Annotated in this window: 20 protein-coding genes; 17 read left to right on the top strand and 3 right to left on the bottom strand. The window is 63.9% G+C overall.

The genetic code is table 11. The features are described 5' to 3' along the window. Positions 1–110 precede the first annotated feature (110 nt). The 3 genes from AC56LG_RS14685 (at position 111) to AC56LG_RS14675 (ending at position 2,975) form a co-directional block, all read left to right on the top strand. Positions 111–896: an N-acyl amino acid synthase FeeM domain-containing protein gene (locus AC56LG_RS14685; RefSeq protein WP_497166810.1), complete on the top strand. Its 786-nt coding sequence runs from the start codon at positions 111–113 to the stop codon at positions 894–896. Between the two features lie 118 nt (positions 897–1,014). Continuing rightward, positions 1,015–1,911 carry a ThiF family adenylyltransferase gene (locus AC56LG_RS14680; RefSeq protein ID WP_497166809.1) on the top strand — a complete coding sequence of 299 codons (897 nt, stop codon included), beginning with the start codon at positions 1,015–1,017 and terminating at the stop codon, positions 1,909–1,911. Beyond that, positions 1,908–2,975, top strand: a complete 1,068-nt coding sequence (locus AC56LG_RS14675; RefSeq protein WP_497166808.1) for a nitroreductase family protein — start codon at positions 1,908–1,910, stop codon at positions 2,973–2,975. The genes AC56LG_RS14680 and AC56LG_RS14675 overlap by 4 nt, the downstream gene beginning before the upstream one ends. 220 nt (positions 2,976–3,195) lie before the next feature. On the opposite strand, the gene pepA is transcribed toward AC56LG_RS14675, so the two are convergent. The 3 genes from pepA to AC56LG_RS14660 all read right to left on the bottom strand — a co-directional run bounded on the left by pepA (position 3,196) and on the right by AC56LG_RS14660 (position 5,947). Beyond that, on the bottom strand, positions 3,196–4,053 hold the full coding sequence (gene pepA, locus AC56LG_RS14670) for a flocculation-associated PEP-CTERM protein PepA (RefSeq protein ID WP_497166807.1): 858 nt from the start codon (positions 4,051–4,053) through the stop codon (positions 3,196–3,198). 333 nt (positions 4,054–4,386) lie between these two features. Further along, a complete protein-coding gene (locus tag AC56LG_RS14665; protein ID WP_497166806.1) occupies positions 4,387–5,019 on the bottom strand; it encodes an XrtA/PEP-CTERM system exopolysaccharide export protein in 633 nt (210 codons plus the stop codon). Between the two features lie 145 nt (positions 5,020–5,164). Continuing rightward, a complete protein-coding gene (locus AC56LG_RS14660; RefSeq protein WP_497166805.1) occupies positions 5,165–5,947 on the bottom strand; it encodes a S1 family peptidase in 783 nt (260 codons plus the stop codon). A 389-nt stretch (positions 5,948–6,336) separates the two neighbouring features. Here AC56LG_RS14660 and AC56LG_RS14655 point away from each other — a divergent pair, with 389 nt between their 5' ends. Genes AC56LG_RS14655 through AC56LG_RS14590 form a run of 14 tightly spaced genes read left to right on the top strand, consistent with a single transcriptional unit; the run spans position 6,337 to position 23,150 of the window. Beyond that, positions 6,337–7,851, top strand: a complete 1,515-nt coding sequence (locus tag AC56LG_RS14655; RefSeq protein ID WP_497166804.1) for an XrtA system polysaccharide chain length determinant — start codon at positions 6,337–6,339, stop codon at positions 7,849–7,851. Between the two features lie 29 nt (positions 7,852–7,880). Beyond that, positions 7,881–8,864: an XrtA-associated tyrosine autokinase gene (locus tag AC56LG_RS14650; RefSeq protein WP_497166803.1), complete on the top strand. Its 984-nt coding sequence runs from the start codon at positions 7,881–7,883 to the stop codon at positions 8,862–8,864. After that, entirely contained in the window at positions 8,845–10,404 is a 1,560-nt protein-coding gene (locus tag AC56LG_RS14645) for a TIGR03016 family PEP-CTERM system-associated outer membrane protein (RefSeq protein WP_497166802.1), read from the top strand. The genes AC56LG_RS14650 and AC56LG_RS14645 overlap by 20 nt, the downstream gene beginning before the upstream one ends. 13 nt (positions 10,405–10,417) lie before the next feature. Further along, positions 10,418–11,443 carry an XrtA/PEP-CTERM system-associated ATPase gene (locus AC56LG_RS14640; RefSeq protein WP_497166801.1) on the top strand — a complete coding sequence of 342 codons (1,026 nt, stop codon included), beginning with the start codon at positions 10,418–10,420 and terminating at the stop codon, positions 11,441–11,443. Beyond that, the gene (locus AC56LG_RS14635) at positions 11,440–12,324 is read left to right on the top strand and encodes an XrtA system polysaccharide deacetylase (RefSeq protein ID WP_497166800.1); all 885 of its coding nucleotides are present in this window, start codon (positions 11,440–11,442) and stop codon (positions 12,322–12,324) included. Before AC56LG_RS14640 ends, AC56LG_RS14635 begins: the two co-directional genes overlap by 4 nt. Beyond that, positions 12,321–13,412, top strand: coding sequence for a FemAB family XrtA/PEP-CTERM system-associated protein (locus tag AC56LG_RS14630; protein ID WP_497166799.1), 1,092 nt, complete (start codon positions 12,321–12,323; stop codon positions 13,410–13,412). Before AC56LG_RS14635 ends, AC56LG_RS14630 begins: the two co-directional genes overlap by 4 nt. A gap of 3 nt (positions 13,413–13,415) precedes the next feature. Then, positions 13,416–14,609, top strand: coding sequence for a TIGR03087 family PEP-CTERM/XrtA system glycosyltransferase (locus AC56LG_RS14625; RefSeq protein WP_497166798.1), 1,194 nt, complete (start codon positions 13,416–13,418; stop codon positions 14,607–14,609). Further along, the gene (gene xrtA, locus AC56LG_RS14620) at positions 14,600–16,138 is read left to right on the top strand and encodes an exosortase A (RefSeq protein ID WP_497166797.1); all 1,539 of its coding nucleotides are present in this window, start codon (positions 14,600–14,602) and stop codon (positions 16,136–16,138) included. Before AC56LG_RS14625 ends, xrtA begins: the two co-directional genes overlap by 10 nt. Position 16,139: 1 nt before the next feature. Then, the gene (locus tag AC56LG_RS14615) at positions 16,140–17,321 is read left to right on the top strand and encodes a TIGR03088 family PEP-CTERM/XrtA system glycosyltransferase (protein WP_497166796.1); all 1,182 of its coding nucleotides are present in this window, start codon (positions 16,140–16,142) and stop codon (positions 17,319–17,321) included. Further along, complete coding sequence (locus AC56LG_RS14610; protein WP_497166795.1) at positions 17,309–19,246, top strand: XrtA/PEP-CTERM system amidotransferase; 1,938 nt, start codon at positions 17,309–17,311, stop codon at positions 19,244–19,246. The genes AC56LG_RS14615 and AC56LG_RS14610 overlap by 13 nt, the downstream gene beginning before the upstream one ends. After that, the gene (locus AC56LG_RS14605) at positions 19,246–20,460 is read left to right on the top strand and encodes a TIGR04063 family PEP-CTERM/XrtA system glycosyltransferase (RefSeq protein ID WP_497166794.1); all 1,215 of its coding nucleotides are present in this window, start codon (positions 19,246–19,248) and stop codon (positions 20,458–20,460) included. Before AC56LG_RS14610 ends, AC56LG_RS14605 begins: the two co-directional genes overlap by 1 nt. Continuing rightward, on the top strand, positions 20,457–21,653 hold the full coding sequence (locus AC56LG_RS14600) for a glycosyltransferase family 4 protein (protein ID WP_497166793.1): 1,197 nt from the start codon (positions 20,457–20,459) through the stop codon (positions 21,651–21,653). Before AC56LG_RS14605 ends, AC56LG_RS14600 begins: the two co-directional genes overlap by 4 nt. Positions 21,654–21,666: 13 nt before the next feature. Next, complete coding sequence (locus AC56LG_RS14595) at positions 21,667–21,789, top strand: hypothetical protein (RefSeq protein WP_497166792.1); 123 nt, start codon at positions 21,667–21,669, stop codon at positions 21,787–21,789. A gap of 2 nt (positions 21,790–21,791) precedes the next feature. Continuing rightward, positions 21,792–23,150 carry a putative O-glycosylation ligase, exosortase A system-associated gene (locus AC56LG_RS14590; protein ID WP_497166791.1) on the top strand — a complete coding sequence of 453 codons (1,359 nt, stop codon included), beginning with the start codon at positions 21,792–21,794 and terminating at the stop codon, positions 23,148–23,150. Positions 23,151–23,160 lie beyond the last annotated feature (10 nt).

Here is a 23,160-nt window from a genome sequence, read left to right as displayed (position 1 = left end):
AATAAATAAACCAACCATACCGCGCTTTTTTGTGGCGCACAAAGCGCGGTATGGGGCCAAAAAAAGACGCCGTCCGTCCTGGCGGCGACGTGAAATGAAGGTGTCTTGCCATGACCAATCCCGACGAAGTGAAGGAGCGTGAAGAACGCTCTGTCGAATTTCTAACGAACGCTCATGTGTCAGAGGATCGCGATAATATAGCGAACTCAGAATTAGAGGATGTTATCGTGAACCAAGATTCATATGGAATCCGGCTTACCGATACGGCAAAAGGACGCAATTCGGCCAGCATGCTGGTCAACAAGATGTATGCTTGGCGCGGCTATGCTGGCACGCACCAGTTCAGTGACGATCCCAATCGCATCACTCTCACGGCTACCGATAAAGGCGAGGTAGTAGGCACCCTGACGCTCGGTATCGATTCGCCCATCGGCATGATGGCCGACCAGATTTTCAAGGAAGAACTCGACGCCCACCGCGCACGGGGCGCCAAGCTGTGTGAGTTCACCAAACTGGCGTTCGATCCAACCGTGCGCTCGAAAACCTCGCTCGCCAACCTGTTCCACCTGGCGGTGATTTACGCCCGCGACATCCACGATTGCACCGATATCGTCATCGAAGTCAATCCACGCCACCGCCGCTTTTACGAGCATATGCTCGGATTCAAGCGCGAAGGGGATTTGAAGGATAATCCGCGCGTGAATGCGCCGGCCTACCTGCTGCGCATCGAACTGGCGTATGTCACCGAGCAGATTCAAAAGCACGGCGGCACCTTCAGCGAATCGGCCACCGAAGCGGCCACCGAGCGCTCGTTCTATCCGTATTTCTTCTCGCCGCGCGAAGAGCAGGGTATTATCAACCGCCTGCGCCGCATCGACGAACACCAGGCAGCCTGATTTTTTAATCGATTTGTCCCGGCCTGTTTTCTCGAAACAGGCCGGCCGGTGCACCGCCAGGGTGCACCCCGTTTTCGCCATCCCGTCATTTACCCGTTCACCGTTTTATCTCCCCTACATGACCACTCCATTCCGCTACGAGCAGGCTTTTTCCCGAAATATTGGCTGGGTAACGCGGGAGGAGCAGGCGCGCTTGCGCAATAAACGGGTGGCCATTGCAGGCGGCGGCGGCGTCGGCGGCGTCCATGCGCTGACCCTGGCGCGCCTGGGCGTGAGCAAGTTCCGCATTGCCGACTTCGACACCTTCGACGTGCCCAACTTTAATCGCCAGGTCGGCGCCATGGTCTCGACGCTGGACCAGCCCAAGGTCGAGGTCATCCGCCGCATGCTGCTCGACATTAATCCCGAGTGCGAAGTCGAAGTGTTTGAGCAGGGCATCAACGACGCCAACCTGAACGCCTTCCTCGAAGGCGCCGACATGTACGTCGATGCGCTCGACTTTTTCGCCTTCGATATCCGCCAAAAAACCTTCGCCTTGTGCGCCCGCCTCGGCATTCCCGCCAGCACGGTGGCGCCACTGGGCATGGGCGCGGCGCTGCTGAATTTTTTACCCGGCCAGATGACCTTCGAGGAATATTTCCAGTGGGGCGATTTGGCGGACACGGACAAGGCCGTCCACTTCGTCGTCGGCCTGGCGCCGGCCGGGCTGCACCGCCCCTACCTGGTGGTGCCGGAGGCGGTCAACTTTGTCGAGCGCCGCGGTCCCTCGACCATCATGGCTTGCCAGCTGTGCGCCGGTGTGATGGGTACCGAAGCCCTTAAAATCCTGCTCGGGCGCGGGCGGGTACTGGCGGCGCCCTGGGGCATCCAGTTCGATGCCTATCGCAACAAGCTGGTACGTACCTGGCGTCCGGGCGGCAACAAGAATCCGCTGCACCGCCTGATGATTAAAATCGGCAAGAAACAACTGGCCAAGGACCTCGCCGCGGCGGGAGCGACGGGAGCGACAACATGAGCACGAACACGATCGAACAGATCCTCGAACTGGCGCGCTGGGCGCCCAGCGGCGACAACATGCAGACCTGGCGCTTCGAGATCGTGGCACCGGACCAGCTCGCCGTGCACGCCTACGATACGCGCGACCATTGCGTCTACGACCTCGACGGCCATCCGAGCCAGATCGCCTTCGGCACCCTGCTCGAGACGATTGCGATTGCCGCCAGCGGCCACGGCCTGCGCGCCGACGTCACGCGCCGTCTTGATGCCCGCGCCACGCACCCGGTATTCGACGTGCGTTTCATAGCCGACCCTGCGGTCGTGCGCAGCCCGCTCATCGACATGATCGACAAGCGCACCGTGCAGCGCCGGCCGATGCGCACCACCCCGCTTAGCGCCGAACACAAGCGCATCCTCGCCGCCACCGTCGCGCCCGGTTATTCGCTCACCTGGCTCGAGAGCCGTGCGCAGAAATGGCAGGCGGCCAGGCTGATGTTCAACAATGCCCGGCTGCGCCTGACGATGCCGGAAGCGTTCGAGACCCACCGCAGCATCATCGACTGGAAGAATCGCACCCACAGCCCGGACAAGGTTCCGGCCGGCGCGCTCGGCGTCGACGCCATGACTCTGCACCTGATGAAATGGGCGATGGTCAGCTGGCGCCGCATGTCCACCGTCAACACCCTGATGGGCACCTGGGCGCCGCGCCTGCAGATGGACCTAGCGCCGGGGATGGCGTGCGCCGCCCACTTCGTACTGAAAGCCCATGCGGCGCCGCAATCGATCGACGATTACGTGGCCGCCGGGCGCGCACTTCAGCGTTTCTGGCTGACGATGACGACGCTCGGCCTGTACATGCAGCCGGAAATGACGCCGCTGATTTTCTCGAAATATGCGCGCGAAGGCACGCGCTTTACGACGCAGCCGAAGCTCGAAGGCGCGGCGCGCGCGCTGCAGCGCGAAACCGAGGCGCTGATCTTCGACGACAGCCTGTTCCCGGTCTACATGGGCCGCCTCGGTTACGGCCCGGCCCCCGCGGCGCGCTCGGTACGACGCCCGTTGGCCGAGCTGATGAAATCCTGACCGTCGCGCCCGTCCCGGCGCAATAAAAAAGCGGCGCTGACTTCGATGAGTCAGCGCCGCTCTTTGCTTTCATTTCCCTAACCTGGTAAATCTTGTTTTTTTGATCGCCAGCGCTTGCCCAGCAACTCGCGTCTTTATTTATTTACAACAATTTGCCACTTCATGAAAAAGAGCGGGCCAGCCCGCTCTTTTCCTACATCAGGTACGGCTCAGAGGGCAATTAAGCCTTCTTTGCGCGCTTGCGGCTGACGACGCCGGCGCCCAGCATGGCGATACCGAACAGGGCCAGCGAGCCTGGCTCTGGCACTTCAGCCAGCTTGAACTGACCGTTGTTGCCAACGAAGAAGTTGGTCGGGGTGTTGGCGTAGGCATTGCCGTTGCAACCGTTGCCGGTGAAACCAGCGAATTCGCAAGCAACTTCGCTCACCAGGGTAGCGGTTGGATCGGCGATGGTGTTGGCGTTGGTGAATGCGAAGGCCATGATCGATTCCATCGACAGGTCGTCGCCGTTTTCACGGAAGAAGTAGCCTGCGTCCAGCGAACCTTGCTGCGCGCGCGCCAGCACGGTGACTTGACCGTTGTTGACTGGCGAGCCGCTTGCATCGACCGTGCCGCCGCCACCGGCCATCACGTTGAAGACAGCGATTTCGTTGCCCAGGTTGGCGCCGTAGATGCCGGTGGTGCTTGCGTACTGGCCGCCGGTTGGGTTCTGGAACATGCGGATGGTGCCGCTGCTGAAGGTGAAGTTGCCGCTGAAGTTACCGCTACCGGTGGCTTCGAAGATTGCGGTGATGTTGCCGCCAGCATAGTTGATCGGGAAGAACTGACCGTTGCTGTCAGCCTGGCCGATGTTGAACACGGCGTGCTCGTTGAACGTGAAGCTGTTGCCGCCGTTTGGCGTGATCTGGATGAAGGCATTGCCGTTCACGTCCAGGTATTCGTTGATTTGCTGAGAACCAGCAAAGCCGCCGCCAGTTGGGTTGAAGTGCCAGTCGTTCAGCACGGTAGCAGCATTGGCGCCACCGGCGACGGACATTGCGACAGCAGCGGCACAGGCCAGTTTCTTCAGAAATTTCATAATTCAGTTCCTCGCTTAGTTGAATGTTGGGCAAACACATCCTCCTATTAGCAAGCGCCGTGCCAGGCGATATATTTTGTTTTAAATCAAAGACTTGTATCTCTACAATAGACCTTCGTTAAGTCATGTGTAAATAATCCCGACAGCATAACTTCACAAAAAATTCTTGTTGGAATTTTAATGCTTTTTAGACATGTTTCTTCTATTTATTTAACATTTCTTGATGACAAAATGGGTTGCAGGATCGGTTGTATGATGCTGGACACATACTCGCACCCACAAACGACAACGGCGCCCGCAGGCGCCGTTGTCGTTCTAAAACCCGGAGTCAGGTCAGAAAAAACTTTCCGGGATCACCAGGATGTCGCCCGGGCGCATCGGCATGTTGGCCGAGATGTCACCATCCTTGATCAGGTCGTCGAGGCGCACGTTCAGTTTATGCTGCTTGCCCTCGATGGTGCGGATGATGCTGGCGCGGTTACCCGAAGCGAACTCGGTCACGCCGCCGACGGCAATCAGGACATCCATCAGCGACATGTCGCGGCGGTAAGCCAAGGCTTGCGGGCGGGCGGCCTGTCCGATCACGCGGATCTGCTCGCCGTAGTTGCCGACGAAACCGGTGACGACGACGGTGACGACCGGCTGCTGGATGAACTTGGCCAGTGCCTTCTCGATGTCGCGCGCCAGTTCGGTCGAGGTTTTGCCGGCGGCCGGCAAGTCTTCGACCAGCGGGGTCGTGATCTTGCCGTCCGGACGGACCGGGACCGACATCGACACTTCCGGATTGCGCCAGACGATGATGTTGACGGCGTCGCCAGGGCCGATCAGGTAATCGGCGGGCGCGGCGCCGGCCAGTGCGGCTGCCGACGGTGCCGGCGGCTTGTTCCACAGTGCACAGCCGGACAAGGCCAGGGCGCAGGCGCTTGCCAGGGCCAGTTTCGTCAGATTCGTCGAGATCTTGCTCACGTCATTCCCCTTCACGACAGCAGCGACAGGCAAGGCCAGGCTGTTGTTCTAGCAAATCAAAAATTGTTATTTAGCCATCAAAACCGGCATATTGTATCTCAATCATGCCTCCGTGAAAGCTATGCACGATTGAAATACTTTCTTTTCACTTTTGCTGCAACAGTTCTTGTGCGTAGCGCGCCGGAATCGCGTAGGTGATCCCGCTCGGGCTAGTGATCGCCGTTTCCTTCAGTCCCTTGACGAACACCATATTAATAATGCCGAGCACGGTGCCGCTGTCGGGGTCGTAGACCGGACTGCCGCTGTTGCCGGGATAAGCCGTGCCGTCGAGCTGGAAAATTTTAAGCGGGTCACGCTGCAGCTGGGTGATCGCGCGCGCGTCGAGGCGGCGCGAACTGAGCGAGGGCATCACGATCGGCGTGATCGCCGACAGCATGGCGCGGTGGGTGACGTGATTCAACCCCAGCACCATCCCTAATGGAAAGCCGGTGAACGCCAGCGCCTGCCCTTCGACGGCGCCATTCGAGTCGCCCAGCGCCATGGACGGCAGTGGCGGGCCGTCGAGCAGGCGCAGGTGGGCCAGGTCATGGGCGCGGTCGAGTGCGACCAGGCGCGCCGGACGGAAGCGGAAATCCTGGCCGGCGCCGACCACCACGCCCAGCGTTTCCATCTTCGCGGTATCGAGTGTCATCGGCACGACATGTGCGTTGGTGATGATGCTCAGGCCATCGCCGACGGCAAAGCCGGTGCCCGAAAAGGTCACCGACGGACTGCGTGTCTTGAGAAAACTGCCGACGCCGACGATCGATGGTTTAACGCTGGCAATGGTGTGTCCCAGGGTGTCGGCATGCAGCGGCGCGGCGGCGCAGGAGGCGGCCAACGCGGCAAACGCGGCCAGCACGCGGCGGCGCCGCGATGTCTTAGCCATGCTGCATTCATTATTTCGAATAGGAATCAATCGTGCAGACCTTTTTGCAAATAAAACATTACAATACAACAGCTTGATGTACCGCAAAGACGCTGTTCCATCCTGCTGGCAACGGTTTGCTCACTCACCTCATCATTGATGGAGTGCAACATTTTTCACTGCTTTCACTTGTCGACCGGCAATAATAACGCCGAAGTTGCCTTACAGCAGTGATTTTCGATATTGCACTCTGGAATTTGTGTTGTATCGGGTACTAACCGGGGTATTTATTACCACAATTTTTCTAACACGCAATTGCAATTGCACAAACTACAAGCGATGATGCGTGTTCTTTTTGTGATTGTTCCCCTGCCTGGCCACGCGCCGGGCGCTCTTGGCGAGACTACGAGATGGCAGAAATAACAGCCCTAATCCTGAATTTCCTCAAAGCCCTCGGTAAATACCGTTGGCACGCGGTGACCATCGCCTGGCTGGTGGCACTGATCGGCTGGGCATTCGTGCTCCGCATGCCGAGTACCTATGAGACCTCGGCCAAGGTATATGTCGATACCCAAAGCATCCTGAAACCGCTGCTGTCGGGCATGACCACCTTGCCCAACCTGAACCAGCAAGTCCTGTTCATGCGCCAGACCCTGATCAGCCGCCCGAACGTCGAAAAAGTCATGCGCGACACCGACCTCGACGTCAAGGCTACCGACAGCAAGGCCAAAGAAAAGATGATCAGCGACCTGATGTCCAACATCAAGATCGCCGGTACGGGCCGCGACGACATCTACACCATCAGCTATACCTCGACCGATCCGAAGCTGGCCAAGGACGTGGTGCAGTCGCTACTGACGATCTTCGTGGAAGGCAGTTTCGGCGGCAAGAAACAGGATTCCGACAAGGCGATCCAGTTCATCGACGACCAGATCCGCGCGACGGAAGAAAAACTGGCCGCCGGCGAAAACAAGCTGAAGGAATTCAAGATCAAGAACATGGGCATGCTGCCACGCGAAGGCGGCGATTTCACCGGCCGCATGGCGTCCGCCAACGACGCCCTGAGCCAGGCCCGCCTCGAACTGGCCGAAGCGGAGCAATCGCGCAATGCGATCCGCCGCCGCATGACCGGCGGCAGCGGCAAGGAAGGCGGCGTGATCGTCGATCCGGAACTCGAAAGCCGCATCGCCGCCGCCCAGAAGACGCTCGATTCCCTGCGCCTGCAGTACACCGAGGAACATCCGGACATCATCGGCACCAAACGCCTGATCGCCCAGCTGCAGGAGCGCAAGCAGGAAGAGTCGAAGAAGGGCCGTACCGATCCCGGCTTCGCCGCCAGCCCGATGATGCAACAGCTGAACGTGTCGCTGTCGGACGCCGAATCGCGTGTCGCGGCCCTGCGTGCCCGCGTCAACGAGTATGCGAACCGTGTGACGACCCTGCGCACCCAGAGCGTGACGGCGCCGGAAGTCGAAGCCCAGCTGGTCCAGCTGAACCGCGACTACCAGATCAACCGCGACAACTACCAGAAGCTGGTCGAGCGCCGCGAACAGGCCAAACTGTCCGGCGACCTGTCCTCGGCCACCGACATGCTGACCTTCCGCGTGGTCGAGCCGCCCCTGGTCGCCAACAAGGCTAGCGGCCCGAATCGCCCGCTGCTGTTCTCGGGCGTGTTCGCACTGGCCCTGGTGGCCGGCCTGATCGTTGCTGTCCTGATGAGCCAGGTTCGCCCGACCTTCCTCAGCCACGCGACGCTGCGCGAAGTCAGCGGCTTCCCGGTGCTGGGATCGATCAACATGCACTGGACCGATAGCCAGAAAGTGCTGCGCAAGCGCCGCCTGATCGGTGTCGGCGCCGCGGTGCTGGTGCTGTTCGGCGCCTATGCCGCAGGGATGGCCGCCATGATGGTGCGCCTCAGCGCCTGAAGCCATAACGGACAATATTAGGAGCGAACGTGAGCATTATTGAAAAAGCGGCAAGCCGAATCGACCATACCCGCACAGCGGCCCCTGCCCCTGCCGTCGTCGAGTACGACGGACAAACCATCGTGCTCGAGCAGCACGCACCGCTGGCCGAGGTTGCGGCCGTTCCAGTCGTTGCAACGGTGCCCGCGGCGCGTATGGAGACGCCGGGCGTCGCTACGCCTACGCCGGGCGTCGCCACGCCGGGCGTCGCCAAGCTGGACGCCCCACGCAAGACCGCGCCGAAACCGGGCGCGCGCAAGGTCGACCTCGACCTGGCGCACATGCGCAGCGCCGGCATGGTTACCGCCGCCAGCGGCCGCACCAGCCTGCTCGAGGATTTCCGCGTGATCAAGCGCCCGCTGCTCAAGCAAGCCTTCAGCGAAGGCACGAAGGGGCGTCCGAACAACCTGATCATGATCACCAGTTCGTTGCCGGGCGAAGGCAAGACCTATTGCGCCATCAATCTCGCCATGAGCATCGCCATGGAACTCGACCACACGGTGCTGCTGGTCGACGCCGACGTCGCCCGTCCTTCGGTGCTGCGCACGCTCGGCCTGCCGGCCCAGCGCGGCCTGATGGACATCCTGGTCGACGACAGCCTCGACGTCGCCGACGTGATGTTGCGCACCAACGTCGATACGCTGAGCATCCTGCCGGCCGGCACCAGCACGCCGCGCGCCACCGAACTGCTGGCCAGTTCGACCATGAGCAACCTGGTCAACGAGATCGCCAACCGCTATCCCGACCGCGTCATCATTTTCGATTCGCCGCCGCTGCTGCTGACGAGCGAATCGCGCGTGCTGGCCAGCCACATGGGCCAGATCGTGATGGTGGTCGAGGCCCAGACCACGACCCAGCACGCGGTGACCGAAGCGCTGCGCCAGCTCGAGGGCTGCAGCAACGTTAACCTCATCTACAACAAGGCGCGGGGTATTCCGGGAATTGAAGAAACGTATGACTATCACTACGGCTAAAAAAGGCCTCGCCGCCCGCCTGCCGCGGCTGGCGCCGCTGGCGGCGGCACTGCTGGTGGCCTTGCCGGCCCAGGCCCAGTGGCGTGTCACTCCCTCGCTGTCGATTACCGAAACCCTGACCGATAACGTCAACCGTGGAAGCACGCGCCGCGAAAGCGCCCTGGTCAGCGAACTCACGCCCGGCGTGACCGTGAACGGCCAGAACGAGTATGTGCAACTCAACGCCAACGCCAGCGCCTCCCTGTTCGCCTACACGGGCGGCGGCCGCTCGTCCGGCAACCGCCGCAACCGCGCCCAGTACGGCGCCGACGGCCGCCTGAAGGTGGTCGACGAATTCATGTACGTCGATGCGAGTGCCAGTTCGTCCACACGCAACATCTCGGCCTTTGGCCTGCTCGAAGACGAAAGCCGTTACAGCAACGAGAACAGCACCGACGTCAGCACCTGGAGCGTCAGTCCGTTCATCACCCAGCGCTTCGGCAACTTTGCCGTGGCCACGCTGCGCTACACCCTCAACAGCGTCGATGCCGATTACTCGCGCTACGGCAGCAGTACTGCCCGCGGCGGCTCGGTCAATCTCACCAGCGGCCGTTCCTGGCAAGACCTGGGCTGGAACCTGCAGTATGCGCGCCAGGACATCCACAACGAGCGCTTCCCGGATACCGCGTCCGAAAACGCCCTGCTGTCGCTTAACTACCGCTTGAGCCGCACGTTGCGCCTGACCGCCAGCGGCGGCTACGACAGCTTCGACTATGAAGCCATGCCGGGCAACCGCACGGCCGGGGCCAGCTGGTCGGTCGGCTTTGGCTGGAACCCGTCCTCGCGCACGGTCCTCGAGGTAGCGGGCGGGCGCCACTTCCTCGGCAATACCGGTTCCCTGCTGGCCTCACACCGCAGCCGCCACACGGTCACGCGGCTGAGCTATTCCGACCAGGTTACCAGCACCCGTCAGCAGTTCAGCGGCGTGCAGGGCGTCGATACCGCGGCGCTGATCGATTCCCTGTTTGCCGTGACGATCCCCGATCCGGTGGCGCGGCGCCAGGCGGTGCTGGAGTACCTGCTGGCCACCGGCCTGCCCTTGACGACGGCAGAGAGCGTGAACTATCTGACCAACCGCTATTTCCGCCAGAAGCAGGCGCTCGCCTCGTTCGCCTACAACATGCGCCGGCACAGCACTGTGCTGTCCGCCTTCGCCAGCGAGCGCACTGCGCTGTCGACCGGTCAAGCCGATTCCGACCTGCTCGGCAGCGCGCTGTTCGCGCTGAACGACAACGTACGCCAGATTGGTACCAGCCTCGCCCACAGCTACCGCCTGGACGCCGCGACCAGCGCCACGGCCGCACTGAGGCTGACCCGTAACCGTTCGCTGACCACCGATTTCGAACGCGACCAGCAGACGCTCAGCATGGGCATGACGCGCCGCTTCAGCCGCAAGCTGTTCGGCAACGTCGAGCTGCGCCATGCCCGCGGCGAGCGCGGCATCAACGGCGCCGGCTATCACGCCAATTCGATCAAGGCCACCATAACGGCCCAGCTTTAAGCGGAGTGACAAGATGTACGAATCATATTATGGATTGACCGCCAAGCCTTTCCAGCTGCGCCCCGACCCGCACTTCTTCTTCGGCAGCAAGGGGCACAAGCGCGCCATGGCCTATCTCGAATATGGCCTGTCGCAAGGCGAGGGTTTCATTGTCGTGACCGGTGAAGTCGGTGCCGGCAAGACCACGCTGGTGCGCAACCTGTTCAACAAGCTGCCCTCGCAGCAGATCGTGGCCGCCCACATCGTCAACACCCACCTCGACCCGGACGACACGCTGCGCATGGTCGCCTCCGGCTTCGGCCTGGCGCACGAAGGCGCCACCAAGACCGACCTGCTCACGCGCCTGGAGCAGTTCCTGCACAGCGTCGACCGCCAGGGCAAGCGCGCCCTGCTCGTCATCGACGAAGCGCAGAACCTGAACCCGAAGACGGTCGAAGAGCTGCGCATGCTGTCGAACTTCCAGACCGACGACAAGTCGCTGCTGCAAACCTTCCTGCTGGGCCAGCCGGAGTTCCGCGGCACCCTGCACAGCCCGAGCATGCAGCAGTTGCGCCAGCGCGTCATCGCCAGCTACCACCTCGGTCCGATGGACGCGCCGGAAACGCGCGCCTACATCGAACACCGCCTGCACACGGTCGGCTGGAAGGGCGATCCCGCTTTTGATGACGCCGCCCACGCGGCGATCTTCGCCTACACCGGCGGCATCCCGCGCAAGACCAATACCCTGCTCGACCGCGTACTGCTGATGGGCTACCTGGAAGAGCTGCATGCGTTCACGGAAGAACACATCCAGACCGTGATCGCCGACGTCAGCGAGGAATTCCAGCTGCCCGAGGTGCTGGGCGCACCGGCCGGCGCCCCCGCCGGTAGCACATCGCTGGCTGACGCCGCCGACCGCCGCGACAGCATCGAAGTGCTCGACGAGCGCATGATGCGCCTCGAAAAATCGATCGTCTCGGTGCTGTCGATCCTGAAGAAAATCGTCGCCAATCCGCCCAATGGCGTGCCAACGACCCAACACGTGGATACTCCCGAATGAAGATGCAGACTCCCGCCGCCCGGCCGCAGCGCCAGCCGGGCGAGCGTATCCGCAATGCGATGACCTGCGACGTCGAGGATTATTTCCAGGTCTCGGCCTTTGCCCCCTACATCAGCCGCGACAGCTGGCCGGCGCGCGAATGCCGCGTCGAGGCCAACGTCGAGCGCATCCTGGCCCTGTTCGAACGCCACGACGTCAAAGGCACGTTCTTCACGCTCGGCTGGATCGCCGAACGCTACCCGCAGATGGTGCGCCGCATCGTCGCTGCCGGCCACGAACTGGCCAGCCACGGTTATGGCCACCTGCGCGCTTCGGACCAGAGCCGCGCCGAATTCGACAACGATATTCGCTCAGCGAAAGCCCTGCTGGAAGACATCGGCGGCCAGCAGGTGCTCGGCTACCGCGCCCCCAGCTTTTCGATCGGAGAAGGCAACCTGTGGGCACTCGATGCCTTGACCGAAGCGGGCTACCGCTACAGCTCGAGCATCTACCCGATCGCGCACGACCATTACGGCATGCCCGACGCGCCGCGCTTCGCCTTTTATCCGAACGGCCCCGACGGCCTGCTGGAAGTGCCGATCACCACCGCCATGCTGGGCGGTAAAAAACTGCCGGCCGGCGGCGGCGGCTATTTCCGTTTGCTGCCCTACGCGCTGTCGCGCTGGATGGTGAAACGCGTCAACGAGATGGACAACGAACCGGCGCTGTTCTATTTCCACCCGTGGGAAGTCGACCCGGGCCAGCCGCGTCCCGCCGGTCTCGGCGCCAAGGCGCGCTTTCGCCACTACATCAACATCGAGCGCATGGAAGGGCGCATTGCCGCCCTCGCCCGCGATTTCGCGTGGGACCGGATGGACCGCATTTTCCTGAACAAGCCATGAATTCGATCATTGAAAACGCCCATGCGCGGCGCGCAGGCGGCGCCGTGGGTGCGCCCACGCTGCACCTGCTGACGCCGGCCGAACGCCCACGCTGGGACGCCTTTGTGCGCAGCTGCCCGGACGCCACCTTCTTCCACCTGTCCGGCTGGCAGAACGTCATCGAGCGTTCCTTCGGCATCAAGACCTGGTTGTATTATGTCGAGCAGGACGGCCAGATCCAGGGCGTGCTACCGCTGGCGCAAATCAAGAGCCGCCTGTTCGGCCACTCGCTGGGCGCGATGCCGTTCTGCGTGTATGGCGGCGTGGCCGCGATCGACGCCGGCGCCCGCGCCATGCTCGACGCCGCCGCCGACAAGCTGGCGCGCGAACTCGGCGTCGGCCACCTCGAATACCGCGGCATGGAACGCGCGCACCCGGACGACGCGTCCTGGCTGACCAAGGAACTGTACGTCACCTTCCGCAAGGAGATCTCCGGCGACGACGAGGAAAACCTGAACGCGATCCCGCGCAAGCAGCGCGCCATGGTCCGCAAGGGCATCAAATTGGGCCTGCGCGGCGAGGTCGACGACAACGTCGAGCGCCTGTTCACGGCCTATTCGCACAGCGTGCACCGCCTCGGCACCCCGGTGTTCCCAAAAAAGTATTTTGCGCTGCTGCAGCAGGAATTCGGCGCCGAGTGCGAAGTGCGCACCATCGTCACCGAGGACAACCGCCTGGTCGGCTCGGTGCTGAGCTTTTACTGGCGCAACGAAGTGGTGCCGTATTACGGCGGCGGCATGGACCTGGCGCGTGAAGTGGCCGGCAACGATTTCATGTACTGGAACCTGATGCAGGCCGCCGCCGCGCGCGGTTGCCGCCTGTTCGACTTCGGCCGCAGCAAGCTCGGCACCGGCGCCTACGATTTCAAGAAGAACTGGGGCTTCACGGCGCAGCCGCTGCCGTATGAATACAAGCTGTACGGGGCCGACGCGTTGCCTGATAATAACCCGCTGAACCCGAAATACCAGCTCTTCATCAAGATGTGGAAGAAATTGCCGATTCCGCTGGCAAACCTGGTCGGGCCCTACATCGTCCGCAACCTGGGGTAATCCGTGCAAGACCTGCTGCTCCTGATCCACCGGATCCCTTATCCGCCGAACAAGGGTGACAAGATCCGTTCTTATCACCTGCTGAAACACTTGGCGCAGCAGTACCGGGTGCACCTGGCCACCTTCGTCGACGACGCCGACGACTGGCAGCACGTGCCGAAGGTCGAGGCCATGTGCGCGAGCAGCCATTTCGCGCCGCTCAATCCGACCCTGGCGCGCGTGCGCAGCCTCGGCGCCCTGGTCCGCAACCGCTCGCTCTCGCTCGACTATTACCGCGACGCCGGCCTGGAACGCTGGGTCGACGCCACCGTCGCCCAACATGGCATCAAGCGCGTGCTGGTGTTTTCGTCGGCGATGGCGCAGTACGCCGACAAATATCCGCAAGCGCGGCGCGTGGTCGACTTCTGCGACGTCGACTCCGACAAATGGCGCCAGTACGCCGAGCAGAAATCCTGGCCGATGAGCTGGCTGTACCGGCACGAGGCGCGCCAGCTGCTGTCCTACGAGCGCCGGGTGGCGCGCGACTACGATGCCTCCTTGTTCGTCTCGGCGCCGGAAGCGGCGCTGTTTCGCGACCTGGCGCCGGAGAGCAGCGCGCGCATCGGCTTTTTTAATAACGGCGTCGACACCGACTATTTCACGCCCGACGGCGGCTATGCCAATCCCTATCCGGCCGGCGAGCGCGCCGTGGTGTTCACCGGCGCCATGGATTACTGGCCGAACGTGGATGCGGTGACCTGGTTTGCCCACGAGGTGCTGCCGCAGTTGCGCACGCGCTTTGCGGACCTGCGTTTCTACATCGTCGGCGCCCGTCCGACCCAGGCCGTGCGCGACCTCGAACAACTGCCCGCCGTGACCGTCACCGGCACCGTGCCCGACGTGCGCCCGTATATCGCCCACGCCCAGGCGGCGGTGGCGCCGCTGCGCATCGCGCGCGGCATCCAGAACAAGGTGCTGGAGGCGATGGCGATGGCGACGCCGGTGGTGGTGTCGCCGCAGGCCCTGGAAGGCATCGATGCCGAACCGGGGCTGGACCTGGTACTGGCCGATGGCGCCGACGCATTCGTCGACGCCGTCGCCGCCATGCTGCACGCGCCGCAGGGCGCGATGGGACGCGCCGCCCGTCAGCGCGTCGAACGTCAATACAGCTGGCCGAGCAACCTGGCCTGCATCGGAGAACGCCTCGAATGTTCCTGAAACCTCCGCCCGGCCTGGTCGAGCATAGCGCCCAGCCCCTGACCCGCGCCAACATGATCCTGATCGTGCTGGCGCTGCTCGCGCCGCTGGCGCTCTACTTCGATACCGCGCGCTCGATCGTCAGTATCTGGGACAGCTCCGACACCTTCGCCCATGGCTACGCCATCGTGCCGATCAGCCTGTGGCTGATCTGGCGCCGGCGCGCCAATTTCTCGCTGATCCCCGCGACGCCTGCCTGGCCGGCACTGGCGCTGCTGGCGCTGGCCGGCGCGGGCTGGCTGGCCGCGCGCGTCGGCGGTGTGCAGGTCGTGATGCAGTATGCCTTCGTCGCCATGTTCCCATTGGCCGCGTTCGCCCTCCTGGGGCGGCGCCTGGCCGGCTCGCTCGCGTTCCCCCTGCTGTTCCTGCTGTTCGCGGTGCCGTTCGGCGAAGTCTTCGTCGACCCGCTGATCCACATCACGGCCGACTTCACCGTATGGGCGGTGCAGGTCACCGGCATCCCGGTGCTGCGCAACGGCACCCGCTTCGAGCTCCCTACCGGCAGCTGGTCGGTGGTGGAAGCCTGCAGCGGCGTGCGCTACCTGATTTCCTCGATCACCCTGGGCTGCCTGTACGCCTACCTCACTTACCGCTCGAACGTACGCCGCGCGCTGTTCATCGGCCTGTCGATGGTCGTGCCGATCATCGCCAACGGCTTGCGCGCCTACATGATCGTCATGATCGGCCACCTCTCCGGCATGGAACTGGCGACCGGTGTCGACCACCTGATCTACGGCTGGCTGTTCTTCGGCCTGGTGATGTTCCTGATGTTCTGGATCGGCAGCTACTGGCGAGAAGACGAAGCGCCGGCGCCAGTCGCCCCGGTCGCGACCGGCACTGCCGCCGTGGCGCCGTCGCTGCTGCCAATGGCGCTGGCGATCGTCGCGGTGGCCGCCGTCTGGCCGGCCTTCGCCGCCTACAACGAGCGCGCCAACCACAATCCGCAGCCGGTGCAATTGGCACTGCCGCAACTGCCAGGTCTGGCGCCGGGCGCCGCCTTCCCCGGCTGGGAGCCGAACTACATGGCGCCCGACGCCCGTATCGCCGGCGTGTACGAGGGCGGCATGCGTCCCGTAAAACTGCAGGTGCTGTACTACCGCAACCAGGACAAGTCGAAGAACCTGATCAGTTCGCTCAACCGCCTGGCCGGCTTCCGGGATGCATGGCATGCCACCAACAGCAAGAGCCGCACCGAGCAAGTCGGCACGCGCCAGTTGACCGTGCGCGAATCGACCCTGACCGGCCCCGGTGGCCCGCTGCTGGTGTGGGACTGGATGTGGGTCGACGGCCACACGACCACCAGCGGCGTCGTCGGCAAGCTGCGCCAGGCGCAGGGTAAACTGCTGTTCCATGGCGACGACGGCGCGCTGGTCGTGCTGGCGGCGCCGGTCAACGACGATCCGGAAGCGGCACGCGCCGCGCTGCGTGCCTTCCTGGCGCGCGGCGGCGACGCGCTCGAAGCCTCGCTGATGCAGGCACGGGGACGCTGAGATGGCGGTAACGCATGACCGCACCACCCCGCTGGTGGTGCACCTGATCTACCGCCTCGACATCGGCGGGCTGGAAACGCTGCTGGTCGACAGCATCAACCGCATGCCGCCCGAGCGTTACCGGCACGCGGTGGTGTGCCTGACCGGCTACACCGAGTTTGCCGGCCGCATCGAACGCCCCGGCGTCGAACTGTACGCGCTCGACAAGGCGCCCGGCCTGGGCCTGGCCTCGCACCTGCGCCTGTTCAAACTGCTGCGGCGCCTGCGCCCGGCGATCCTGCATACCTATAACCTGGGCACGATCGAATACCAGGCAGTCGCCCTGCTGGCCGGGGTGCCGGTACGCATCCACGCCGAGCACGGGCGCGACGCCTCCGATCCGCAAGGCTTGAACCGCAAGCACAACCTGCTGCGGCGCCTGCTGGCGCGGGTGATCGACCGCTACGTGCCGGTCTCGCACGACCTGGCGCGCTGGCTCGACACCGTCGTCGGCCTGCCCGCGCGCAAGGTGGAGACCATCATCAACGGCGTCGATACCGAGCGTTTTAAGGTCGGCGCCGCAATTGACCCCGCCGCTGCCGCCTGGCGCGCCGACGGTGCCTTCGTCATCGGCGCGGTCGGGCGCCTGCAGGACGTGAAAAACCACGCCGGCCTGATCGACGCCTTTGCGCGCCTGCGCGCGCGCGTGCCGGATCGACGGCTGCGCCTGGTGCTGGTCGGCGACGGCCCGCTGCGCGCGCAGCTCGAAGCGCAGGCGGCCGCCAGCGGCTCCGGCGCCGACATCGTGTTCGCCGGCGCCCACGCGAACGTGGCGGCGGTGCTGGGTGGCTTTTCGCTGTTCGCGCTGCCCTCGATCGCCGAAGGCACGCCGGTCACGCTGCTGGAAGCGATGGCGAGCGAACTCCCGGTCGTGGCCAGCAAGGTCGGCGGCATTCCGGAAGTGGTCGACCATGGCGTGAACGGCACCCTGGTGGCGGCCGGCGACCCGGAAGCGCTGGCGCAGGCGCTGGCCGCCTACGTGCGCGATCCGCAGCGCGCCGCCGCCCACGGCCGCGCGGCGCGCGCGCGCATCGAACAACAGTACAGCATGGCGGCCATGCTGGGCGCCTACCTCGGCCTCTACGACCGCCTCTGCAAGAGCAAGACAACACTTCACCAAGCAATCACACCATGTGCGGAATAACTGGCATTTTTGACCTGCGCGGCGGCCGTCCCATCGACCCGGCCCTGCTGCAGCGGATGAACGACTCGCAATTCCACCGCGGCCCGTCCGAGGGCGACCTGCACCTGGAAGCGGGCCTGGCATTCGGCCATCGCCGCCTCTCGGTCATGGACCTGGCCGCCGGCCTGCAGCCGATGTTCAACGAAGACCACAGCGTGGTCATCGTATTCAACGGCGAGATCTACAATTTCCGCGCCCTGATGGCCGAACTCAAGGAACTCGGCCACACCTTCCGTACCCGCTGCGACACCGAAGTCATCGTCCACGCCTGGGAAGAATGGGGAGAACAATGCGTGCAGCGCCTGCGCGGCATGTTCGGCTTCGCGATCTGGGACCGTAATCAACAGGTCCTGTTCATGGCGCGCGACCGCCTCGGCATCAAGCCCTTCCACTATGCGCTGCTGCCGGACGGGATGTTCGCCTTCGGTTCGGAACTCAAATCGCTGCTGACGCTGCCGAACCTGGTGCGCGACATCGACCCCTGCGCGGTCGAGGAGTATTTTGCTTACGGCTACGTGCCCGAGCCGCGCACGATTTTTACGGGCGCCCACAAGCTGCTGCCGGGGCATACGCTGACCCTGAAACCCGGCATGACCGCACTGCCGGCCTCGAAACAGTACTGGGACGTGCCGTTTACCCCGCACGTCGGCATGACCGATGGCGACATCGAAGGCGAAACCATCCACCGCCTGCGCGAAGCGGTCGAGAGCCACATGGAAGCGGACGTGCCGCTCGGCGCTTTCCTCTCCGGCGGCGTCGATTCGAGCGCGATCGTGGCGATGATGGCCGGCCTGTCGGATCGGCCAGTGAACACTTGCTCGATCGGCTTCGACGAGGCCGACTTCGACGAATCGACCTACGCGCAGCAGGTGGCCGAACGCTACAAGACAAACCACCGGAAAGAAATCGTCGACAAGGACGATTACGGCCTGCTCGACTTGCTGGCCGGCCTGTACGACGAGCCGTATGCCGACAGTTCGGCCATCCCGACCTACCGCGTCTGCGAACTGGCGCGCAAGAACGTCACCGTGGCGCTGTCGGGCGACGGCGGCGACGAGAACTTCGCCGGCTACCGCCGTCACCGCATGGCGATGGGCGAAGAGCGGGTGCGCTCGATGCTGCCGCTGGCGCTGCGCAAACCGGTGTTCGGCCTGTTGGGCAAGGCCTATCCGAAGGCCGACTGGGCGCCGCGCGTGTTCCGCGCCAAGACCACTTTCGAGGCGCTGGCGCGCGACCTCACCGAAGGATATTTTCACGGCGTCTCGATCAACAACGACCGCGTGCGCGGCGGCATGTTTTCGGATGGTTTCAAAAGCAAACTGCAGGGTTACCGCGCCGTGGAAGTCATGCGCGGCTACGCCAATAACGCGCCGACCGACGATCCGCTGTCGCTGATCCAGTACATCGACATGAAGACCTACCTGCCGGGCGACATCCTGACCAAGGTCGACCGCGCCTCGATGGCGCACGCATTGGAGGTGCGGGTGCCGCTGCTGGACCACCAGTTCGTCGAATGGGTGTCCGGCCTGCCGTCAAGCTGCAAGCTGCGCAACGGCGAAGGCAAGTACATTTTTAAGAAAGCCTTGAAACCCTACCTGGGCGACGACATCCTGTACCGCAAGAAGATGGGCTTTTCGATTCCGCTGGCGAGCTGGCTGCGCGGCCCGCTGGCCGGGGCCATGAAGGCGGCGGTGCTCAATCCAGCCCTGCTCGACACCGGCATTTTCAATCCGAACACCCTCAGGCAGATGGTCGACGAACACCAGGGGGCGACCAAGGACCACAGCACGGCCCTGTGGTCGGTCCTGATGTTCGAAGCCTTCCTGCGCAAGAACGGCGCTGGCGCAGCCACTATCACCAACGCCACCGCCCCTAGGAGCAACTGATGCGCGTCCTGCACGTCCTCGACCATTCGATCCCGCTGCACAGCGGCTACACCTTCCGCACCCGCTCGATCCTGCGCGAGCAGCGCGCGCTCGGCTGGGAAACCTACCACGTGACCGGTTCCAAGCAGAACTCCGACGACGCGCTCGAAGAAACCGTGGATGGCCTGCATTTCTACCGCACCCCGAAGTCGACCGGGGCGCTGGCGCGCCTGCCCGTGCTGAACCAGAAGGAAGTCATCGACGGCCTGGCGCGGCGCCTGGCCGAAATCATCCCGGTAATAAAACCCGACGTGCTGCATGCGCATTCGCCCAGCCTGAACGCGATCGCCGCCCTGCGTGCCGGCAAGCGCTTCGGTATTCCGGTCGTGTATGAAGTGCGCGCCTTCTGGGAAGACGCCGCGGTCGATCACGGCACCAGCGCCGAGAACGGCCTGCGCTACCGCGCCACCCGTGCGCTGGAAACCTGGGCGCTGCGCCAGGCCGACGCCGTCACCACCATCTGCGAAGGCCTGCGCCGCGACATCGTCGCGCGCGGCATCCCGGCCGCCAAGGTCACCGTCATTCCGAACGCGGTCGACATCGACAAGTTCGCCGTCGGCGGCACGGCCGACCAGGACCTCAAAACCCGCCTCGGCCTGGCCGGCGCGCGCCTGATCGGTTTTATTGGCTCGTTCTACGCCTACGAAGGCCTGGACGTGCTGCTGCGCGCCGTGCCCGCCCTGACGGCCCGCCACCCCGACTTGCGCGTGCTGCTGGTCGGCGGCGGCCCGCAAGACGCCCAATTGCGCCAGCTGGCGCAGGAACTGAACATCGCCGACAAGGTGGTGTTCACCGGACGCGTGCCGCACGACCAGGTCAACATGTATTACGACCTGCTCGACGTGCTGGTCTACCCGCGCCTGCCGATGCGCCTGACCGAACTGGTGACGCCATTGAAACCGCTGGAAGCGATGGCGCAGGGCCGCATCCTGGCGGCGTCGGACGTCGGCGGCCACCTCGAATTGATCGCCGACGGCAAGACCGGCGTGCTGTTCAAGGCCGGCGACCCGGCCTCCCTGGCCGACAAGGTCGGCGCCCTGCTCGCGGCGCAGGAGCAATGGCCGGCGCTGCGCGCCAACGGCCGCCATTACGTCGAAACCGAGCGCAACTGGCCGGTCAGCGTGGCGCGCTACCAGGAGATCTATGGCCGCCTGACGAGGCTGCGCGCCGCATGAAGATCCTGACCTTCAGCACCCTGTTCCCGAACAGCGAAAAGCCCGGCCACGGGATTTTCGTCGAAACGCGCCTGCGCCACCTGGTCGCCAGCGGCCAGGTCGAGGCGCGCGTGGTGGCGCCGGTGCCCTGGTTCCCGTCGGCCAACCCGCGCTTCGGCGACTATGCGAAACAGGCGCGCGTGCCGCGCCGGGAACAGCGCCACGGCATCGCGGTGCTGCATCCCCGTTACCCGACCATCCCCAAGATCGGCATGAACGTCGCGCCCATGCTGCTGGCGCAGGCGGTCAAGCCAACGATCGCGCGCCTGCTCGACGAAGGCTACGATTTCGACCTGATCGACGCCCATTACTTTTATCCGGACGGCGTGGCCGCCGCCATGCTGGCGCGCCATTTTAATAAACCGCTGGTGATCACCGCGCGCGGCTCCGACATCACCCTGATTCCGCAGCACTCGCTGCCGCGGCGCATGATCCGCTGGGCCGCGCGCCGCGCCGACGCCGTCATCACGGTCTGCAACGCGCTGCGCGACGAAGTCATCGCGCTCGGCGTCGACGGCGAACGCGTCACCTCGCTGCGCAACGGCGTCGACCTGCAGCTGTTCCGTCCGGTCGAGCGCGCCGCCACGCAAGACGTGTTTACCCTGCTCACCGTCGGCCACCTGGTGCCGGTTAAGGCGCAGGAGTTGATCGTCGCTGCGCTGCCGCTGTTGCCGGGCGTGCGCCTGGTGGTGGCCGGCGACGGTCCCAACCGGCAGATGCTGGAAGAACTGGCGCGCACCTCGAACGTATCGGACCGCGTGCAATTCCTCGGCGCCGTGCCGCAAGCCCAGCTGCGCAGCCATTACGGCGCAGCCGACGCCCTGGTGCTGGCTTCGTCGCGCGAAGGCTGGGCCAACGTGCTGCTCGAATCGATGGCCTGCGGTACCCCGGTCGTCGCCAGCCGCGTCTACGGCACCCCGGAAGTGGTGGCCGCGCCGGAAGCCGGCGTGCTGATGGCCGAGCGCACGCCGCAGGGCGTGGCCGACGCCGTCAACGCCCTGCGCGCGCACTATCCCGAGCGCGCCGCGACGCGCCGCTATGCCGAAGGCTTCAGCTGGGACGACACGACCGCAGGACAACTGCGCGTGTTCGAAGAACTGCTCAACCGGCGCCAGCGCCAACCGTCCGCGGCCCTGGCTTGCCGGGCGCCCTAACCTGGAGCGAAAGATGGAATCGATACTCTGGACCCTCGACCTGCTGGTCGTCGTCTTCGTGTGCCGCTGGGCGCTGCGCGCCGACGAAGCCGAGACCAAAGCCACGAAGCAGCAAAAGAAACTGGAACAGAACTGATCATGCGCGACCTGATACTTTTAAGCGTTTTGCCGTTCATGCTGTATTTCATGGCCAAGCGCCCGTTCATCGGTACCGGCATGTGGATCTGGACCGCACTGTTCTTCCCCAACGCATGGGTATATGGCATTGCCGGCAGCATCCGCTACAACCTGCTGTTTACAGCCGTGGCCGTTGTGGCATACGTGATCATGAAAAACAAGCCGAAGTTCGTGCTCGGGACATTGGGCGCCATCGTCTTGTTATTTTTCTTTTGGACGACGCTATCGACGATCCTTACAATGGCGCCGCCCGACCGCTCCTGGGATATCTGGAGTCGTTTTGCCAAGGTGATCGCACTGTTCGTGTTCGTCCTGCTGGTCATTGAAAAAAAACTGCACATCGACTTCCTGTTGTGGTGCGTCGTGCTGTCGGTGGGCTTTTATGCCGACCTCGAGGGCCTGAAATTCATTGCCAGCGGTGGCGGCCACAAAATCGAGGGATTAGGCGGCCACGTGCTGGGCGATCGCAATGAACTGTCGCTGGCGTTCGTGATGACGCTGCCGATCTGTTATTACCTGCTGGGCCAGTATGGCCAGCGCTCGCGCCTGATCTGGCTCGCCCTGTTGGGCACCATGGTGCTGCTGGTGACGGCCGTCATCGGCACCCAGTCGCGCGGCGGCTTCGTCGCCCTTGCAGGCCTGGGCGGTTACCTGTTCCTCAAGAGCGAGCGCAAGGTTCCCCTTGCCATCCTGATGGTGGTATTGGTGATCGGCCTGTCGACCCTGGTGTCGCACGAATGGACGACGCGGATGAATACCATCGAATCGGCCGACACCGACTCTTCCTTCATGACCCGGGTCGTGTCCTGGAAGCTCAGTTTCATCATGGCTGTGGAGCATCCCTTCTTCGGCGGTGGTTTCAAATCGCTCGAAACCTTCGGGGTCTGGACCGACCTGTCGCGCCAGTTCTTCAGTTACGACTGGTTCTACACCGGCACCGCACTGCCGAACACCAAGGTGGCCCGCGCCGCCCACAGCGTGTACTTCCAGGTAATGGGCGAGCACGGTTTCGTGGGACTGGTGATCTACCTGAGCTTCCTGATCGGCGCTTTCCTGACGGCCGGGCGCATCGCGCGCAGCGTCAAGGTGCATGGCGGCCCGCCTTGGGCGCGGACCCTGGCGACCATGCTCCAGCTCAGTATTTTTTCGTACGCGCTCGGCGGCGCCGCCCTCAGCTTCGCGTACTTCGAACTGTTCTACGCGATCATCGGGCTGTTGATCGTCCTCGAACTGCGCATCCTGCCGCGCGAGCGCGCCGCGCTCGCCAAAGCGCCGGTGGCGGTCGCCGCCGAGCGGCCCCTTGTCGTTCGCCATGCATAGCAGCGGCCCC

The organism is Telluria sp. ZB2R32 (assembly GCF_059685715.1).
Note: the sequence above shows the minus strand (reverse complement) of the source record. Positions and strands in the feature narration are given on the sequence as shown.

What these genes read in the sequence shown, in the direction of transcription:
- AC56LG_RS14685 (WP_497166810.1), top strand. Translation starts at nt 111, where the DNA reads ATGACCAATCCCGACGAAGTGAAGGAGCGTGAAGAACGCTCTGTCGAA.
- AC56LG_RS14680 (WP_497166809.1), top strand. Translation starts at nt 1,015, where the DNA reads ATGACCACTCCATTCCGCTACGAGCAGGCTTTTTCCCGAAATATTGGC.
- AC56LG_RS14675 (WP_497166808.1), top strand. Translation starts at nt 1,908, where the DNA reads ATGAGCACGAACACGATCGAACAGATCCTCGAACTGGCGCGCTGGGCG.
- pepA (WP_497166807.1), bottom strand. Translation starts at nt 4,053, where the DNA reads ATGAAATTTCTGAAGAAACTGGCCTGTGCCGCTGCTGTCGCAATGTCC.
- AC56LG_RS14660 (WP_497166805.1), bottom strand. Translation starts at nt 5,947, where the DNA reads ATGGCTAAGACATCGCGGCGCCGCCGCGTGCTGGCCGCGTTTGCCGCG.
- AC56LG_RS14655 (WP_497166804.1), top strand. Translation starts at nt 6,337, where the DNA reads ATGGCAGAAATAACAGCCCTAATCCTGAATTTCCTCAAAGCCCTCGGT.
- AC56LG_RS14645 (WP_497166802.1), top strand. Translation starts at nt 8,845, where the DNA reads ATGACTATCACTACGGCTAAAAAAGGCCTCGCCGCCCGCCTGCCGCGG.
- AC56LG_RS14640 (WP_497166801.1), top strand. Translation starts at nt 10,418, where the DNA reads ATGTACGAATCATATTATGGATTGACCGCCAAGCCTTTCCAGCTGCGC.
- AC56LG_RS14635 (WP_497166800.1), top strand. Translation starts at nt 11,440, where the DNA reads ATGAAGATGCAGACTCCCGCCGCCCGGCCGCAGCGCCAGCCGGGCGAG.
- AC56LG_RS14630 (WP_497166799.1), top strand. Translation starts at nt 12,321, where the DNA reads ATGAATTCGATCATTGAAAACGCCCATGCGCGGCGCGCAGGCGGCGCC.
- xrtA (WP_497166797.1), top strand. Translation starts at nt 14,600, where the DNA reads ATGTTCCTGAAACCTCCGCCCGGCCTGGTCGAGCATAGCGCCCAGCCC.
- AC56LG_RS14615 (WP_497166796.1), top strand. Translation starts at nt 16,140, where the DNA reads ATGGCGGTAACGCATGACCGCACCACCCCGCTGGTGGTGCACCTGATC.
- AC56LG_RS14610 (WP_497166795.1), top strand. Translation starts at nt 17,309, where the DNA reads ATGTGCGGAATAACTGGCATTTTTGACCTGCGCGGCGGCCGTCCCATC.
- AC56LG_RS14605 (WP_497166794.1), top strand. Translation starts at nt 19,246, where the DNA reads ATGCGCGTCCTGCACGTCCTCGACCATTCGATCCCGCTGCACAGCGGC.
- AC56LG_RS14600 (WP_497166793.1), top strand. Translation starts at nt 20,457, where the DNA reads ATGAAGATCCTGACCTTCAGCACCCTGTTCCCGAACAGCGAAAAGCCC.
- AC56LG_RS14595 (WP_497166792.1), top strand. Translation starts at nt 21,667, where the DNA reads ATGGAATCGATACTCTGGACCCTCGACCTGCTGGTCGTCGTCTTCGTG.
- AC56LG_RS14590 (WP_497166791.1), top strand. Translation starts at nt 21,792, where the DNA reads ATGCGCGACCTGATACTTTTAAGCGTTTTGCCGTTCATGCTGTATTTC.